This window comes from Oceanobacillus iheyensis HTE831 (assembly GCF_000011245.1).
In the GTDB taxonomy this organism is placed as follows: domain Bacteria; phylum Bacillota; class Bacilli; order Bacillales; family Amphibacillaceae; genus Oceanobacillus; species Oceanobacillus iheyensis.
In genome coordinates this window covers 2,856,993-2,871,433 of the sequence record NC_004193.1, presented here as the reverse complement: position 1 = coordinate 2,871,433, position 14,441 = coordinate 2,856,993, and the positions used below count along the sequence as shown (strand labels likewise).

Here is a 14,441-nt window from a genome sequence, read left to right as displayed (position 1 = left end):
ACGGGGATGGAACTATTGGTACAATAATATAAAAGCAATTTCCCTTTAGAGAAGGAGGAGAAAAACATTATGGATTTAGGTTTACATGGAAAATCAGTAATTGTAGCGGCTTCTAGTAAAGGTTTAGGAAAGGCGACTGCAAAGCAGTTCGCTGCAGAAGGGGCCAAGGTGATTATTTCAAGTCGCAGTCAAGAAGAATTAGAGAAAGCGCAAGAAGAAATTCGTTCAGAAACAGGTAATAACAATGTCAGCTATATTGTTTGTGATATTACAAATCCAGCATCTGTGAAAGAATTAGTGGTAAAGACAATTGAATTAAATGAAACAATAGATGTTCTTGTTAACAATGCTGGAGGTCCACCTGCTGGTAACTTTGATGACGTAAGTGATGAGGAATGGACAAATGCATTTGAATTAAACTTACTTAGCTTTGTACGGTTAATACGTGAGGTATTGCCCTATATGCGTCGCCAGGGAAGTGGACACATTGTAAATATTGCTTCATCGTCTATTAAACAACCAATTGATAATTTAATTTTATCGAATACATTCAGAGCGGGTATAGTTGGTTTGGCGAAGAGTTTATCACAAGAATTAGCTCCAGATAACATCTTAATTAATACAATTGGACCAGGGAGAATTGGAACCGATCGTGTGAAACATTTAGATGAATTTGTAGCAAAGCAGCAAGACATGCGTTATGAAGATGTAAAATCGAAAGCAGAATCATCCATTCCAATTGGGCGTTATGGTAAGACTGAAGAATTCGCTAATTTGGTAGTATACCTATGCTCGGGTGCGAATACGTATATAACGGGACAATCGTTATTAGTGGATGGCGGTATGGTGAAGGCGTTGTAGATTTTCATTTTCACTAGAGCAACAGTGGAATAGGATTATAATTTAGGAAAGGAAAAAAAGCGCTTAGATTGACTTTAATCTCTAAGCGCTTTTTTTAGATTACATTTTTTCAATCTCTCCATTTAAAATTAATTCAAAAGAGATATTTGCTTTTAACGAATCAGATACAGAGCAGTATTTCTCTTCTCCTAGATTGATTGCACGCCATACTTTTTTACTATCAATATCACCATCGATAATAAAAGTGACAACAATATCGGTAAATCCTTTTGGAGCTTCTTCTTTTCTTGTACCGTCAGTTTCAATTTCTATCTTCGTTATTTTATCAAGATGTGGTCTCAATATCATTGTCACATCAATACCGATACAACCTGCTAAGGAGCTTAAAAGCATTTCAGTTGGAGTAGCGCCTTTCCCTAAGCCACCATAAGCTTCTGTTGCATCCATATTTACTTCATAACCGGAATCACCTGTTGCAGTAAATGCTCTACCGCCAATCCATTTAGTAGTTACTTTCATATTTAACATCCTCTCTTAATAGTTTAAGCTTGTGCCTGGTCCAACTGGTATGCCGAGTAAGTACCATATTGCAAAGAATATTATCCACGTAATCAGAAATACGATGGAGTGAGGAAGCATTAAGGAAATAACAGTACCTATTCCGTTTTGCTTTCCATATCGCTGAGCAAATGCGACAACTAGAGGGAAGAATGGCATTAATGGAGCGATAATATTGGTTGCAGAGTCCCCAATTCGGTAAGCAACTTGGGTTACCTCTGGTGAAATTCCCATCTGCATAAACATTGGAATAAATACTGGTGCCATTATTGCCCATTTCGCCGAATCAGCTGCGATAAATAAATTAATGATGGCAGTAATCAAAATTAAAGCAAGAAGTAAGAATACGCCATTTAATTGAATTGCTTCCAATAGGTTTGCCCCGTTTACAGCAATAATAGTGCCTAAGTTCGTATAATTGAAAAATGCAACGAACTGTGCAGCAAAAAATATCAATACGATAAAGCCGGCCATTGTCTCTAATGAAGAAGTCATTAAGCTCGCTATATCTTTGTCATTTCGAACCGTCTTCGTAACAATTCCGTAAACAATACCAGGAATTAAAAAGATTAACATCATTAGAAAAATAATGCTACTCATAAATGGAGAGGTAATAATACTTCCATTTTCTCCTCGTAAAGGTCCATTTTCTGGAATGACTAATAATGCGATACCGATAATGGTTATTAATATTGACATGTTCGCCCAGAATAACCCCTTTTTCTCTACTTGAGTTACCGTGGTATTATTACTGTTAGAATCTTCATTGGAAGTGTATTTTCCTAATTTCGGTTCAACGATTTTATCTGTAATAATAGTACCTAAAATTACAATGATGAAAGTAGAAGCCAACATGAAAAACCAATTATCTGTTGGATTAACAACATAACTTGCATCTAAAATTCTCGCTGCCTCTGTAGAAATACCAGCTAATAGAGGATCATTTGTACCGATTACTAAATTTGCAGAGTACCCACCTGCTACACCAGCAAAAGCTGCAGAAAGTCCTGCTAGTGGATGGCGGTTAAAACCTAAAAATATAATTGCTCCTAGTGGTACAAGTACAACATATCCTACAGATGCTGCTACATTGGATAGTACCCCCATTAATACAACTATCGGTGTAACAAAACGTCTTGGTGCTTTGGAAACAGTATTCGTCATTAAAGCACTAATATATCCACTTTTTTCAGCAACTCCAACTCCGAGCATAGCGACAAGTACTGGTCCTAGTGCTACAAATGAAGTGAAATTACCGACAACACTGGAAAACATATGTGCAATACCTTCTGGTGTAAGTAAGCTGACTGCCTCTACTGTAAGTGTCTCTCTTTCCATTGTTTCATTATTTACACCTTCGAATGAAACTGACACTCCCATAAGATATAAAATATGTGATAAAGCAATAACAATAAAGGTAAATAAAATAAATATTGTTACAGGATGGGGGAGTTTATTCCCTAGCTTTTCTATGGTATTTAAAGCTTGTATCGATTTAGGTTGTTTCTTATGATTCATTTTTACCTCCCAATATAACGAGTATAAATACATAACCTAGTATACAGATGAGATTAATTATGTCTAGTAGATTGATTTATTGATTGTTTGTTATTTAGCATAACCAGAATATTAGGTGCAATTCTATTAAATAATATTCATGGAAACTTAATTTTATGGTCTGTTTTGTATTAAAAAGAATGTATTTTGTCGATTTATGTAATAATATTACGAATTTTATATTGACAATCGAGGTAAGTACTGATAGATTTATTGTTAAAATACGAACAAAATTTATTTTTATATAATTAATGTTCGGTTTTTGGTGATTGTAATAATGGAAAGACAATGATTTTATTAAAGGAGAGGATAAAAGGTGTACTTTAAGAATAACTATGATGACATTAAAAATATAGCAGAAAAGATCTATTATCAGCCTGAATTAGGCTATAAAGAAGAGAATACAAAGCAAACCATCGTTGATTATTTAACAGCCATTAATCCGGATATTAATATGAATCACTTTAGTACGACAGGTTTCCGTACTACGTTAGGTAATGAAAATGCGGAGGTTAATATTGCATTTATTGCAGAATTAGACGCAGTTTATGCTCCTTCTCATATGTATGCGGATGAAGATACAGGGGCCGCGCATAACTGTGGACATTATACACAAGTTGCCATTGCACTAAGTCTATACAATTATTTATATCAATCGAAAGCGTATAAAGATTTAACCTACAAATTCACGTTTGTCTTTGTACCTGCGGAAGAATACTTAGATCTAGAATTTAGAGAAGAATTAATGAGTCAGAAAAAAATAAGTCATTATGGCGGGAAACCAGAAGCAATGAAACTCGGGGTGTTTGATGATATTGATATTGGAATTTGTGTCCACGCTATTGGAGGAGAGTTCTCAAAAAGAACTATTGAGATAAATTGTGATTTAGCTGGTTTCTTATATAAAAAATATAGATTTAAAGGAAAAGCGACACACGCAGGTTTTGATCCGTTTTCATCAATAAATGCCTATAATATATCTACGTTGTTTAATACAGCAGTTGGGTTAAGCAGACAACAATTAAGGGATGAAGAAAATGTGAGAATCAATCCAATTGTAATGGACTCAGATATGTCCACCAATGTCATACCTAATCATATTACTGTTGGCACCGATTTACGCACAAAGTCCGTTGATTATATGAAAGAGGTAGCTAGCAAATTGGATGTAGCTGCCAAAGGAAGTGCCATTGCGCTAAATGGTGAAGTGGATACCAAAACCCAAATGGGATATCTGCCGTTTATTCAAGATAGGTATCTTTCAGAATTTGTTCAGCAAGCTTTCCATGACAATAACGAAATAGAACAGATTTGGAATAATAATGCTATTAGTGCTGCAGGAGATATTGGGGATCTATCTTATATGATTCCATGTATACAAATTGGATATAGTGGTTTTACAGGTACGATCCATGGTGATGATTTCATAGATATTGATCCGGAATTTATTTATGAGATTTTCCCAAGATTTTTAAGTCAGGTTATCGAGAAAATAGACGGAAATATCGACATGTCTAGAATGTATCGTCGTACTTATCAAGATTATATGGAAGTTATTCAAAATATTGTGAAGGATACTGATCAAATATAGGGGCGATACAGTTGAAAATAAAAGACTTGGTTTATTTGATTGCATTTGTGTTAGTTATTATAACAATTTCTGAGATGATTGGCTTCCAAAGTATATCTGTGGGAGATATCTCTATTGGCTTACTACCTTTAGTATTTGCTATTGTCATAACAATGATATTAGGCTTACAGTTCTTTCGAAAAGGTTTTTGGAAGCAAATTTATAGTAAAGTAAACATTGAGTTTTCTGGAAAGTATTTGCTGTTTATTATGCTTCCTTTAATGGCTCGTTATGGAGCGGATGTGGCCCCGCAGATTAGAGAAATATTACAAATTGGTTGGGTGTTTATTTTTCAGGAATTCGGTAATTTAGGTACGGTTATCTTTGGTCTTCCAATAGCAATAATGATTGGTTTACGTAGAGAGGCAATAGGAGCGACGCTAGGCATTGGAAGAGAAGGTGAGCTTGCTTATATATCTGAAAAGTATACCCTAGATTCAAAAGAGGGAAGAGGAGTTTTATCTTTATACATTATTGGTACGTTATTTGGAGCAATCTTCTTTAGTATACTAGCTCCAATCCTTTTAGGTTTAGGGATAAGGGTAGAAGCATTAGCAATGGCATCTGGTGTAGGTTCTGGAAGTATGATGAGTGCTTCTTCGGCAAGTCTAGTAGCACAAATGCCAGAAATGGAGAGTACTATTTTGGCGTATGCTTCAGCAAGCCAGTTGTTAACAAGTTTTCTAGGTACATTTACGATGGTATTTTTAGCTGCTCCATTACAACAGTTTATGTATAAACTTTTAGTTCGAGGTGAGAAGTAATGACTGGACTATTATCTAATAAATATATTAAATACGGTCTTATAATATTATTAAGTGTAGGCTTGATTATGTTCACTCAGGAGATAAAACATGTAAAAGATCCGAATTCAATGCCAGTAACTGGGATGACGGTGCTAGGATTAGGTGTCTTGTGGTTATTTTCGATGATAGGGATTTTTATATCCGATTTAGTAAATAAGACTTCTATATCGATATTGCGTGAATTCCCTGTTTTGGGGTGGGTTTCTATTGTTTCATTATTGATGTGTCTGTTATCCGATTTTTTTATACAAGCTATACAAGCAGTCGATTTCTTATCAATTACAACACCTATTTTAACTTTTGCTGGTATATCAGTAGCAAATAGATTAGTCGATCTGAAAAACACTTCATGGAGAGTAGCCATTGTAGCGGTGTTTGTATTTACAGGAACTTACATTGGAAGTGCATTAATCGCAACTCTAGGCCTATATCTTGCAGGGAATTAATTTATAATTTTACTGCGATAGTAAAATAGATAGAAAGAAACTATTTTAAATCAAAAAAGGAGGGAACGGCTGATTTGCCCATTCCCTCCTTTTCTAATCATTTCATATTTTTAATACTCGACTAACACTACCTGCCAATTTTTCCAAATAGTCTGGTCCATTCTCTAAGGCATCTTCTAAATCACAAGGACCTTGAACAATACTAAATGCAGCGTCGATACCGTGGTCATAGACTATTTCATAATCCGCACCTAACGTTCCACTTAGAGCTATAACTGGAACACCGAACTTTTTCGCAGCCTTGGCAACGCCAATAGGGGTTTTCCCATAGATGGTTTGCCCATCGATTTTTCCTTCACCAGTGATGACAAGATCAGCATCAGCTACTCGTTCATGAAAATTGGTTTCTTTCAAGACGATTTCTACACCAGGTTCGAGCTTTGCCTGAAGTACTGCTAGTAATCCAGCGCCAAGTCCTCCAGCTGCGCCAGCTCCCGGGATATCTTTCACTGATTTCTTTGTTACTCGTTCTACTACGTCATGGTAATTACTCAGAGCTGAATCAAGGTCAGCTACCATTTTTTTATCTGCACCTTTTTGCGGCCCATAAATTGCACTTGCACCATGCTCTCCTAATAATGGGTTGTCAACATCACAAGCAACGATTATTTCTACACCTTGTAATCTTTTATCTAAATTACTTACATCGATATCATTAAGGTGGATTAGACTTCCACCGTTTGAAGGTAGAGAGTTCCCTTCTGAGTCTAACAATCTGCCACCTAATGCTTCCACTACACCTGCGCCGCCATCATTGGTAGCACTTCCGCCAATGCCAAGAATGATTTTTTCTACATTATGGTCAAGTGCGGCTTGTATCAATTGTCCTGTACCATAAGTTGATGTTTTTAAAGGATTTCGTTTTTCATTAGGGACAAGGGCAAGTCCCGACGCCTCTGCCATTTCAATAATTGCTGTCTTTGTGTCACCGGAAATTGCGTAAGAAGCCGTAACCGGATCTCCTAAAGGTCCGTTAACTATTTTTGAATGTATGGTTCCACTAAGTGCATCGGCAAGGGATTGAGTTGTTCCTTCACCGCCGTCTGCCATTGGTATTAGTTCGAGATCTAACTGTTGATGAAATACAGTTTTGATTCCTTTAGCAATTGCAACTGCCGCTTGTTTCGCTGTCATACTCTCCTTAAATGAATCCGGTGCGATAACGATTTTCTTCAATTCCAATCCCTCCTAACTTAAAAGAACAACGGTATAATTCCGTATATTATCGTAGATACAATTGCGATTGTTAACCCTACCAATGTTTCGTAAGGAATTAATTTTAATCGTTCCTTTACTTGCATTCCAACACTTCCTGCTGTTGCATGGAAGAAACTTCCGTGGGGCATATGGTCAATTACCGTTGAACCTGCATGGATCATTGCTGCACCGCCTAGCGCTGCTACTCCCATTTCGAGTAAGGTAGAAGCAAATACACTACTTGCTACTGTAGCCCCTGCTGTAGTTGATGCGGTTGCACCTGACATAAATATCCCAGAGACTGGAGCAAGTGAGAATGCTGGTAAACCGAGTCCTTCTAAAGCACTTATTAACACTGTATCAATACGTGAATTTTGGATAATTCCGGCTAGTGTACCTGTACCGATCAACAGAATAGCTACAGGTGCCATTTTTTCTAGACCAGTTTTAATATAGTCATTCGTTTTACGCCATTGTCCCATGGCAATTATTCCAATTAATCCTCCGACAGGAAGTGCGATTATTGGGTCAATACTTATATCAAAAAGAGGTCGTAATGCAAGTAGAATAATTGCAACAATAGGACCAAGTAAGGATGTAAACAATGATGGTAAAGTGTACTCTTCGGATTGTTCAATTTCTTTTTCTTCGATCATCGTTCCACGTGACGCGATTTTTTTCGCGATGATATACGTAGTAATAATACCAAATATAGCAGGAACAACGCCTGCTCCCATCACAGAAATCAACGGGACATCGAACGCATCAGAAACTGCGATCGTATTTGGGTTAGGAGACATCACATTACCTGCTTTTCCTCCACCGACCATTGCTAGTAAAATCGCCATTCTAGATATTCCCGCATTCGAAGCGATCACAAGAGCAATAGGGGCAACGGTAATTACTGCTACATCAACAAACACGCCGACTGCTGTTAAGAACATCGTTGCTAATGCGAGTGCTAATAGGGCACGTTTCTCACCAAATTTTGCTACGATAGATTGTGCTATTTTAGCTGCTGCTCCTGATTCAATAAGGATACCTGCAAGTACTCCTGCAGCCAAGATTCTTAAAACGGATGGAATAATTCCTTGGGCACCGCTAACCATTAGGCTTACGGTATCAACAATATTGGTACCGCCTATCAAACCGCCAATTAATGCCCCAGTCATTAGACCATATACTGGCGGAATTTTCTTTAATATCATTACAATAGATATAATTAAACCGATAATTGCACCGAGTGCACTTACTTCTATTTCCATAGCTGCTCACCTTCAATACATGTTGTTTAAGACTATCTTTATTGTAAGCGTTATCAGCAGTGGATATCATTAGTCACATGAACAAAAAGGTAACGTTTTCAACTAGGTGTTTTTGTGCGTTTGCATGAATCAGGTGTTAGTTTGATTCTAGATCATACAAAAGGCTTGCCATTTTTAATTCTAGAAGATGATTGATATTTCTAGGATCTTTTCCAGTGATTTGATGTATTTTATCGAGTCGATAGGTCAATGTATTTCGATGAATAAATAGCTTATCAGATGTAATGGACACTTTTCCGTTTTCTTCGATATAAGTTTGTAATGTTTGATGCAGTTGTATTCCATCACTCTCTGTAAGAATGCGTTGATATGTCGTAGTCAGCTCTTTCGCTGACTGCGGTTTATTCTTGAGCAAATCATAAGCCAAGATTTCGAGACTTAAGTCTTCATAATTCCAAACCCCACCGGAGGGATACAACGTTTTTGTGACTTCGATTATTTTTTGAGCTTGTTGATAGGATTGTCTCCAACCGTCTACTCCCGTTAAATAAGACCCGACTGCAATTGTCATATTGGGGATGGAAGAATTCTTATGCTTTTCTACTAATATATCCTTTATATGAGCAGGGTTAGAATATCCAATTTCCTTTTTAAGTATAAGATGTTGATTTGTAAATAATCGGATATGTTCATCTTCATGATTTAGCCAAGATTGAATATGTTTCTCTACCTCTTCTGTATGTTTTTTATCTAAGACGGGAGTAAATATTATAATCACAGCATAGGTTGTTTGGATATCTAGTTTTGCATAGTGAGCTCTTTCTTGAATATATGTTTGATCTTGTTCTGTACCCAAAAGAATATTCGTAATTTGATTTTGGCGAATTTGTTTGTTTTGCTGGATTTCATTTGTTAAAAAAGCTTGCTCTAAAGTTAGTTCAGCTCCCATTTGGATTAATTGAGAATAATCACGGATTTTATCAGGGGGGCCTGTTATCCCGATAACACCTATAATATTGTTTTGAAAAGTAATCGGTAAGTTAATCCCTGATTGAGAGCTTTGCCAATGAGTCGCTCCTGATGTGTCAATTTCGATCGTTCGTTTTTCTTTAATTACTTGAACAGCGCCATCATGTAACTGACCAATTCTAGAAGGGTTACCTGAAGCGATGATTGTTCCTGTTCGATCCATAATATTTATATTGGCATGTATAATGGACATAGTGCGTTGGACGATTTGACTTGCTAATTGTTCTGTTAAGATGGTCATCACCTCCACGTATTTCTATGTATAGTATATAGGATATCTTAGCGATAGAAAGTTCTTTATGAATTATACTATCTACTATAGACACTTGACAGAATAAATATATTATTTACAGTAAGTTTAATAGGGAATATTTACAATCAAAATGTAAAATCAAAGAGTGGAGTGACAATATTGTATATCGAAGCAATTGTGCAGACAGTGGAAGAAGCAATACAAGCAGAAAAATTTGGTGTGGATCGATTAGAGTTAGTATCAGGAATGAAAGAAGGAGGACTAACTCCAAGTTATGGAACAATTAAACAAGTATTGGAACATGTAAATATACCAGTACAAATAATGATTCGTCCGCATAGCTATCATTTTGCTTATACAAAGTGTGAATTAGATACAATATATGAGGATATTCGAAATGTCGTAGAATTGGGTGGAAAAGGAATTGTTTTTGGTGCTTTGCATCAGGATAATACAATAAATATGAATGCGCTAGAAACGGTGGCAAGCATCTCTGATGAGTTGGATATTACGGTACATCGGGCATTTGATGAAGTTCCTTCTTTGGAAGAAGCTTTTTTGTCCATTGCTAAGTGTAGGAATGTACAGCGTATTTTAACGTCTGGTGGTGCTCCGAATTGTATAGAAGGAAAGCATTCATTAAAGAACTTAGTTTCATTAGCGAAGTCCACTGGTGGACCAAGCATATTACCAGGCGGTGGCTTAAATGTGAATAATATCGATGAAATACACCATGTTGTTCATGCAGACCAATATCATTTTGGATCAGGTGTCCAAATTGATGGTGATTTTTCAAAAGGTTTAGATGCTGAGAAAGTGCAGATAGTCAAAGGTATTTCTTCAACCAAAGAATGAACGTAATAGTTATGATGAATTTTGTTGTAAGTTAATAATTGTTTTAAAAACCTATGTTCGCTACATGTGGGCATAGGTTTTTTAAATTTCATTTCTTTTTTCTTCTGTACAATACAAAGTAAATAAAGACTATAGCTAGCAAAAATCCAATCGCATTGTTCCTTAGACTGTTAAATGTAATTCCATCTTTTAAAAATACGAAATCTATCAAATAAATGAGAGGAATGCTGATCAAGAAATATCCAAGGACAGCTAGAATGAAAAATGGTGCAAAGCGCATTGTTATCAATCTCCTTTTTACACTATCCCCTTAATCAAATCGGTTAAAACAAATGTGGCTTTGGAATTTATACCTAAAGTTCTAAGCCATATCTGTAGGACATAAATTGATAAGAGTTTATTTATTGTATACGAAATTATAAATATTGCAGCAGTTGATCTCATACGGTTACGTCCAGGACATACGGTGGTAAACGGACGTTTGCGCTTTGATCTTGGTGTGATAGGAGGTTTGACCATGACTAAAGGAAATAACGATGAGCAGAATAATTCTCGTAATTATTCACAAGGGTTTGGGAGTCAAGGACTACATGGATATCCAGGGAATGCGAGCGATAAATCCCATGCGAATCCCGCTGCTTTTAACTGGAATATTGATCTTCCAGCAGAAATTCATTCACAGACGGTTGGAAAACGTGGTCCAATTTTAAAACAGGACAATATCGAGCATGAAACATTACAGACATTTATTCATGAAAAGATTACCGAAAGACCAGTTCATGTAAAAGGTTGGGGGGCGTTTGGTTATTTTGAAACATTGTATTCTATGAGCGACTATACAACTTTATCTTTTCTACAGATACCAGGTACACAAGTGCCAGTATTTGTGCGATTCTCCTTAGCAGTCAGTACGAAGGGAACGCCTGATACTTCAAGAAATGTACGAGGATTTGCGACTAAATTTTACAGTGAAGATGGTATATTTGATTTGATCTGCAATCATATTCCTGTTTTTTCTGTTCGCGACACCATTCGTTTTCCAGAAGCGATTAAAGCATTTTTACCATCTCCAGTAAATAACTTAATCGATCCGACACGCTATTGGAACTTTGTAGCACGCGCACCTGAATCACTTCTCTTTACACTACTTGTTTATTCTAATCTTGGCACAGTGAAAAGTTTACGTCATTTGCCTGGGCATAGTGTAAATACCTATGTATGGAAAAATGCAGAAGGAAAACGGTATTTTATTAAATATACGTGGGCACCGATAGCCGGAGAGGAATATATTCGTAATGAAGAAGCGGTTAAATTAGCTGGTGAAAATCCAGATATTGCAGGGCAAGATTTACATGATGCAATTGAAAGAGGGGAGCCAGTCGAATATGGATTATATATACAGATTATGGATCCAAAAGATGCTGCCAGTTTACCCTATGATCCATTAGATGATACGAAGTTATGGGATCAACAACAATTTCCTTTTAAACCAGTAGGAGTTATGAAATTAAATAAAAATCCAGACAATTATATGGAACAGGTAGAGAAAGCAGCATTTTCGCCTACGAATTTATTAGAAGGTGTTGAGCTTTCGGATGATAAGATGCTGCAAGGAAGAGCTAATATATATTCTGATTCACAGCGTTATCGTATTGGTCCTGATTTTCGTAATGTTCCAGTAAATAATCAATCTAATTGGTGGCCAGGTGACTTAGTGACAAGCGGTGATGGTCGATTTGTTGAAGGGGAGCTACAGCGGTCAGATATTGAAAAACAAGATGATTTTACACAACCCGGACTTTTTTATGAATCATTGTCAGAAGAAGATAAGGAAGATTTAATAACTAATATGGCGGAAGGACTTTCGGTTGTTTCTAATGATGTATTTAACACTGTCCATGGCTATATACAGGAAGCATCTAGAGATTTAGCGAACAGATTGAATAAAACTGTAATACTGAAGCGAAAAAAATAGATTAAAATGAAAAACCGGTTGCTTCTCTAAAGGAAAAAGCATCCGGTATATTTTCTTTACGTATAAAATCCTTCATTGGAAGTAACGAAAGGTAGTACATTCTTTGTATTTATCAGTCACTCGATACATTTTTTTGGTCTTCCTCTGCTTTTTCTTGTTCTCGTTGTTCTTTAACCTGTTTATGTCTCTGCCGTTGGCGATAACCATACGTTGAAGATAGAACTACATCTTCATCTTCCAAAGCAGAACCAAGGGCACCAATAATCGTTGCTATACTTGTAGCTAACCAAGCAATGTATAGATAACTAGTAAAGTTAACTTCTTCATTTATTTGAGCTTCAAGTAATTCTATTGGGATAAATATATTAACAGCAAAAGTAAATAGAATATATAAAATGAGATAATAAAGACATACAGTTGCTAGCAAGGTTAAGACGGTGGTAGCATTATATAGTTTTCGTACGTAGTCATCTTTACCATCTTGAGGCCGTTCCCATAGTTTGTGGGCTAATATAATCCAACCTACCATAGAAGTGATAGCAATAAACATTAATATAAGCATGCGTGGCAATGAATAAAAATCACTTAACTGCCATAGTGTCGGAAAAACAAGAGCATATGCACCAGTAGTAAATGCAATCATAATTACTTTCATAAACGTAGGGAAAAGTGACCAAGGTCGATTTGCTCGAACCATTCCAGTAATGATTCGTATAGCAATACTCCATTTACGAGGAACAGTAAAACGAACATCGACATCGCATTCACCTTGATTCTCATGTTTATCAGGTGTTTCTCGTTCAATAGGGGAAATTCGTTCTAATAAACGCTTTCCAATTAAACGTGTGGAACTCTTGTTTTTCAATTCTTTATGCTCTTCATTCATAGACTGAAGGTGGAGTTCGGCCTTTTCTCTGTCCACATCAGAGCTGCCATAATACATTTCATTGACTAATTGTAATATAGATTCTCGCAACCTTTTAATCATCATTGTGGAACCTAGACTTGGCATACTGACCAACGCTATATTTTCCTCTTGATTTGCTTCTGCAATAATTAGCCGCTTATCTTTGAATAAAGGTAAATCCGTAAGACAAACGCCAAAGTCCCAATGATTATTGTTCTTTGTAGCCTTAGTGGCATTTAGAATATCATTTGATTCACCGGTTCCTGTAAGTGGGTCTTCTATATATTGAACCTCCCATTCACAATCATCGTCTACATAGAATTCTAGTAGATTTGGGAGTTCTTCTTTTAATTTTGCTGCAATATGGTTTGGATAGCCAGGAGCTGAAATTAATCCAATACTTCTACTAGTTGAACATGTTGTCATTTCTTCACCCTTTTCATCTTGCTGATTCTAGTATGTTCTTCTATTTAGCCGAAAAGTATAGGATCTAAACTACAATTTGTGAGGAAACTATTCAGGTAGTGACAGGAGGCTTTCTATGGTTTGAAAAAATCTTCATGGGGACTAAGCAAAAAGTGTATGTAAATGAACCTTCTTTGAAAAAAGCAAAAAACCTCACATTTAAGTGAGGTCCTCTTTATCTATAATTATATCGAATCTATTTGAAAGGAAATTTTCTTTCAATAACTCCTCTTTGTATGCTTCTGCTTCTTCGTAGGATGTGAATTGTAACGTACTCTCATTTTTGGAGATAACGGATTCTACATTTCCTCCAACAAGTTTTATTACATAGATAGGTTCACCTTTCCTTTCTTGCCAAATATATGTTCTCATAAATCTACCATAATGTAAACCATTCCGCTCCATTTTTCAGAACGAATGTTTGTATTTTAGAAAAATAATAACTTTAAGAATGGGAAAACGACTATTCAAGCCAAGTAATGTTAATGAATACCGTCGTGTGCATCTGGTTGAGGGAGTATGTAATTCACCCTTTACGACTGTTAATGACTAAAATTGTGAGTCCTTATAAACATAA

General features: G+C 36.2%; 13 protein-coding genes. 6 read left to right on the top strand and 7 right to left on the bottom strand.

All coding sequences use genetic code 11. From position 1 onward, the window contains the following. The first annotated feature begins 69 nt into the window (after nucleotides 1-69). A complete protein-coding gene (locus tag OB_RS14265; RefSeq protein WP_011067188.1) occupies nucleotides 70-861 on the top strand; it encodes an SDR family oxidoreductase in 792 nt (263 codons plus the stop codon). A gap of 99 nt (nucleotides 862-960) precedes the next feature. Here OB_RS14265 and OB_RS14260 read toward each other — a convergent pair whose 3' ends face one another. Further along, entirely contained in the window at nucleotides 961-1,380 is a 420-nt protein-coding gene (locus OB_RS14260; protein ID WP_011067187.1) for an OsmC family protein, read from the bottom strand. A gap of 15 nt (nucleotides 1,381-1,395) precedes the next feature. Further along, nucleotides 1,396-2,937: an AbgT family transporter gene (locus OB_RS14255; RefSeq protein ID WP_011067186.1), complete on the bottom strand. Its 1,542-nt coding sequence runs from the start codon at nucleotides 2,935-2,937 to the stop codon at nucleotides 1,396-1,398. Between the two features lie 355 nt (nucleotides 2,938-3,292). Between OB_RS14255 and OB_RS14250 the strand changes: the two genes are divergently transcribed. From OB_RS14250 to OB_RS14240, 3 genes are read left to right on the top strand one after another with little or no spacing between them, the layout of a single operon-like run. Beyond that, the gene (locus OB_RS14250) at nucleotides 3,293-4,567 is read left to right on the top strand and encodes a M20/M25/M40 family metallo-hydrolase (RefSeq protein ID WP_011067185.1); all 1,275 of its coding nucleotides are present in this window, start codon (nucleotides 3,293-3,295) and stop codon (nucleotides 4,565-4,567) included. Between the two features lie 11 nt (nucleotides 4,568-4,578). After that, nucleotides 4,579-5,370, top strand: coding sequence for a DUF3100 domain-containing protein (locus tag OB_RS14245; RefSeq protein WP_011067184.1), 792 nt, complete (start codon nucleotides 4,579-4,581; stop codon nucleotides 5,368-5,370). Further along, nucleotides 5,370-5,858, top strand: a complete 489-nt coding sequence (locus OB_RS14240; RefSeq protein WP_011067183.1) for a hypothetical protein — start codon at nucleotides 5,370-5,372, stop codon at nucleotides 5,856-5,858. The genes OB_RS14245 and OB_RS14240 overlap by 1 nt, the downstream gene beginning before the upstream one ends. Before the next feature lie 102 nt (nucleotides 5,859-5,960). On the opposite strand, the gene OB_RS14235 is transcribed toward OB_RS14240, so the two are convergent. The 3 genes from OB_RS14235 to OB_RS14225 form a co-directional block, all read right to left on the bottom strand. Further along, nucleotides 5,961-7,100 carry a glycerate kinase gene (locus tag OB_RS14235; RefSeq protein ID WP_041544308.1) on the bottom strand — a complete coding sequence of 380 codons (1,140 nt, stop codon included), beginning with the start codon at nucleotides 7,098-7,100 and terminating at the stop codon, nucleotides 5,961-5,963. 11 nt (nucleotides 7,101-7,111) lie between these two features. Then, complete coding sequence (locus OB_RS14230; RefSeq protein ID WP_011067181.1) at nucleotides 7,112-8,380, bottom strand: GntP family permease; 1,269 nt, start codon at nucleotides 8,378-8,380, stop codon at nucleotides 7,112-7,114. 136 nt (nucleotides 8,381-8,516) lie between these two features. Further along, nucleotides 8,517-9,650 (bottom strand): CdaR family transcriptional regulator, encoded by a 1,134-nt coding sequence (locus OB_RS14225; protein ID WP_011067180.1) that lies wholly within the window; start codon nucleotides 9,648-9,650, stop codon nucleotides 8,517-8,519. Nucleotides 9,651-9,812: 162 nt separating this feature from the next. On the opposite strand from OB_RS14225, the gene OB_RS14220 reads away from it, so the two are divergent. Then, entirely contained in the window at nucleotides 9,813-10,517 is a 705-nt protein-coding gene (locus OB_RS14220; RefSeq protein ID WP_231846955.1) for a copper homeostasis protein CutC, read from the top strand. 517 nt (nucleotides 10,518-11,034) lie between these two features. After that, entirely contained in the window at nucleotides 11,035-12,492 is a 1,458-nt protein-coding gene (locus OB_RS14210; protein WP_011067177.1) for a catalase, read from the top strand. Between the two features lie 112 nt (nucleotides 12,493-12,604). Here OB_RS14210 and OB_RS14205 read toward each other — a convergent pair whose 3' ends face one another. Beyond that, nucleotides 12,605-13,825 carry a hypothetical protein gene (locus OB_RS14205; RefSeq protein ID WP_011067175.1) on the bottom strand — a complete coding sequence of 407 codons (1,221 nt, stop codon included), beginning with the start codon at nucleotides 13,823-13,825 and terminating at the stop codon, nucleotides 12,605-12,607. Between the two features lie 198 nt (nucleotides 13,826-14,023). After that, the gene (locus OB_RS14200; RefSeq protein ID WP_041544307.1) at nucleotides 14,024-14,236 is read right to left on the bottom strand and encodes a hypothetical protein; all 213 of its coding nucleotides are present in this window, start codon (nucleotides 14,234-14,236) and stop codon (nucleotides 14,024-14,026) included. Nucleotides 14,237-14,441: the final 205 nt, after the last annotated feature.

What these genes read in the sequence shown, in the direction of transcription:
- OB_RS14205 (WP_011067175.1), bottom strand. Translation starts at nt 13,825, where the DNA reads ATGACAACATGTTCAACTAGTAGAAGTATTGGATTAATTTCAGCTCCT.
- OB_RS14260 (WP_011067187.1), bottom strand. Translation starts at nt 1,380, where the DNA reads ATGAAAGTAACTACTAAATGGATTGGCGGTAGAGCATTTACTGCAACA.
- OB_RS14200 (WP_041544307.1), bottom strand. Translation starts at nt 14,236, where the DNA reads ATGAGAACATATATTTGGCAAGAAAGGAAAGGTGAACCTATCTATGTA.
- OB_RS14225 (WP_011067180.1), bottom strand. Translation starts at nt 9,650, where the DNA reads ATGACCATCTTAACAGAACAATTAGCAAGTCAAATCGTCCAACGCACT.
- OB_RS14255 (WP_011067186.1), bottom strand. Translation starts at nt 2,937, where the DNA reads ATGAATCATAAGAAACAACCTAAATCGATACAAGCTTTAAATACCATA.
- OB_RS14265 (WP_011067188.1), top strand. Translation starts at nt 70, where the DNA reads ATGGATTTAGGTTTACATGGAAAATCAGTAATTGTAGCGGCTTCTAGT.
- OB_RS14210 (WP_011067177.1), top strand. Translation starts at nt 11,035, where the DNA reads ATGACTAAAGGAAATAACGATGAGCAGAATAATTCTCGTAATTATTCA.
- OB_RS14240 (WP_011067183.1), top strand. Translation starts at nt 5,370, where the DNA reads ATGACTGGACTATTATCTAATAAATATATTAAATACGGTCTTATAATA.
- OB_RS14230 (WP_011067181.1), bottom strand. Translation starts at nt 8,380, where the DNA reads ATGGAAATAGAAGTAAGTGCACTCGGTGCAATTATCGGTTTAATTATA.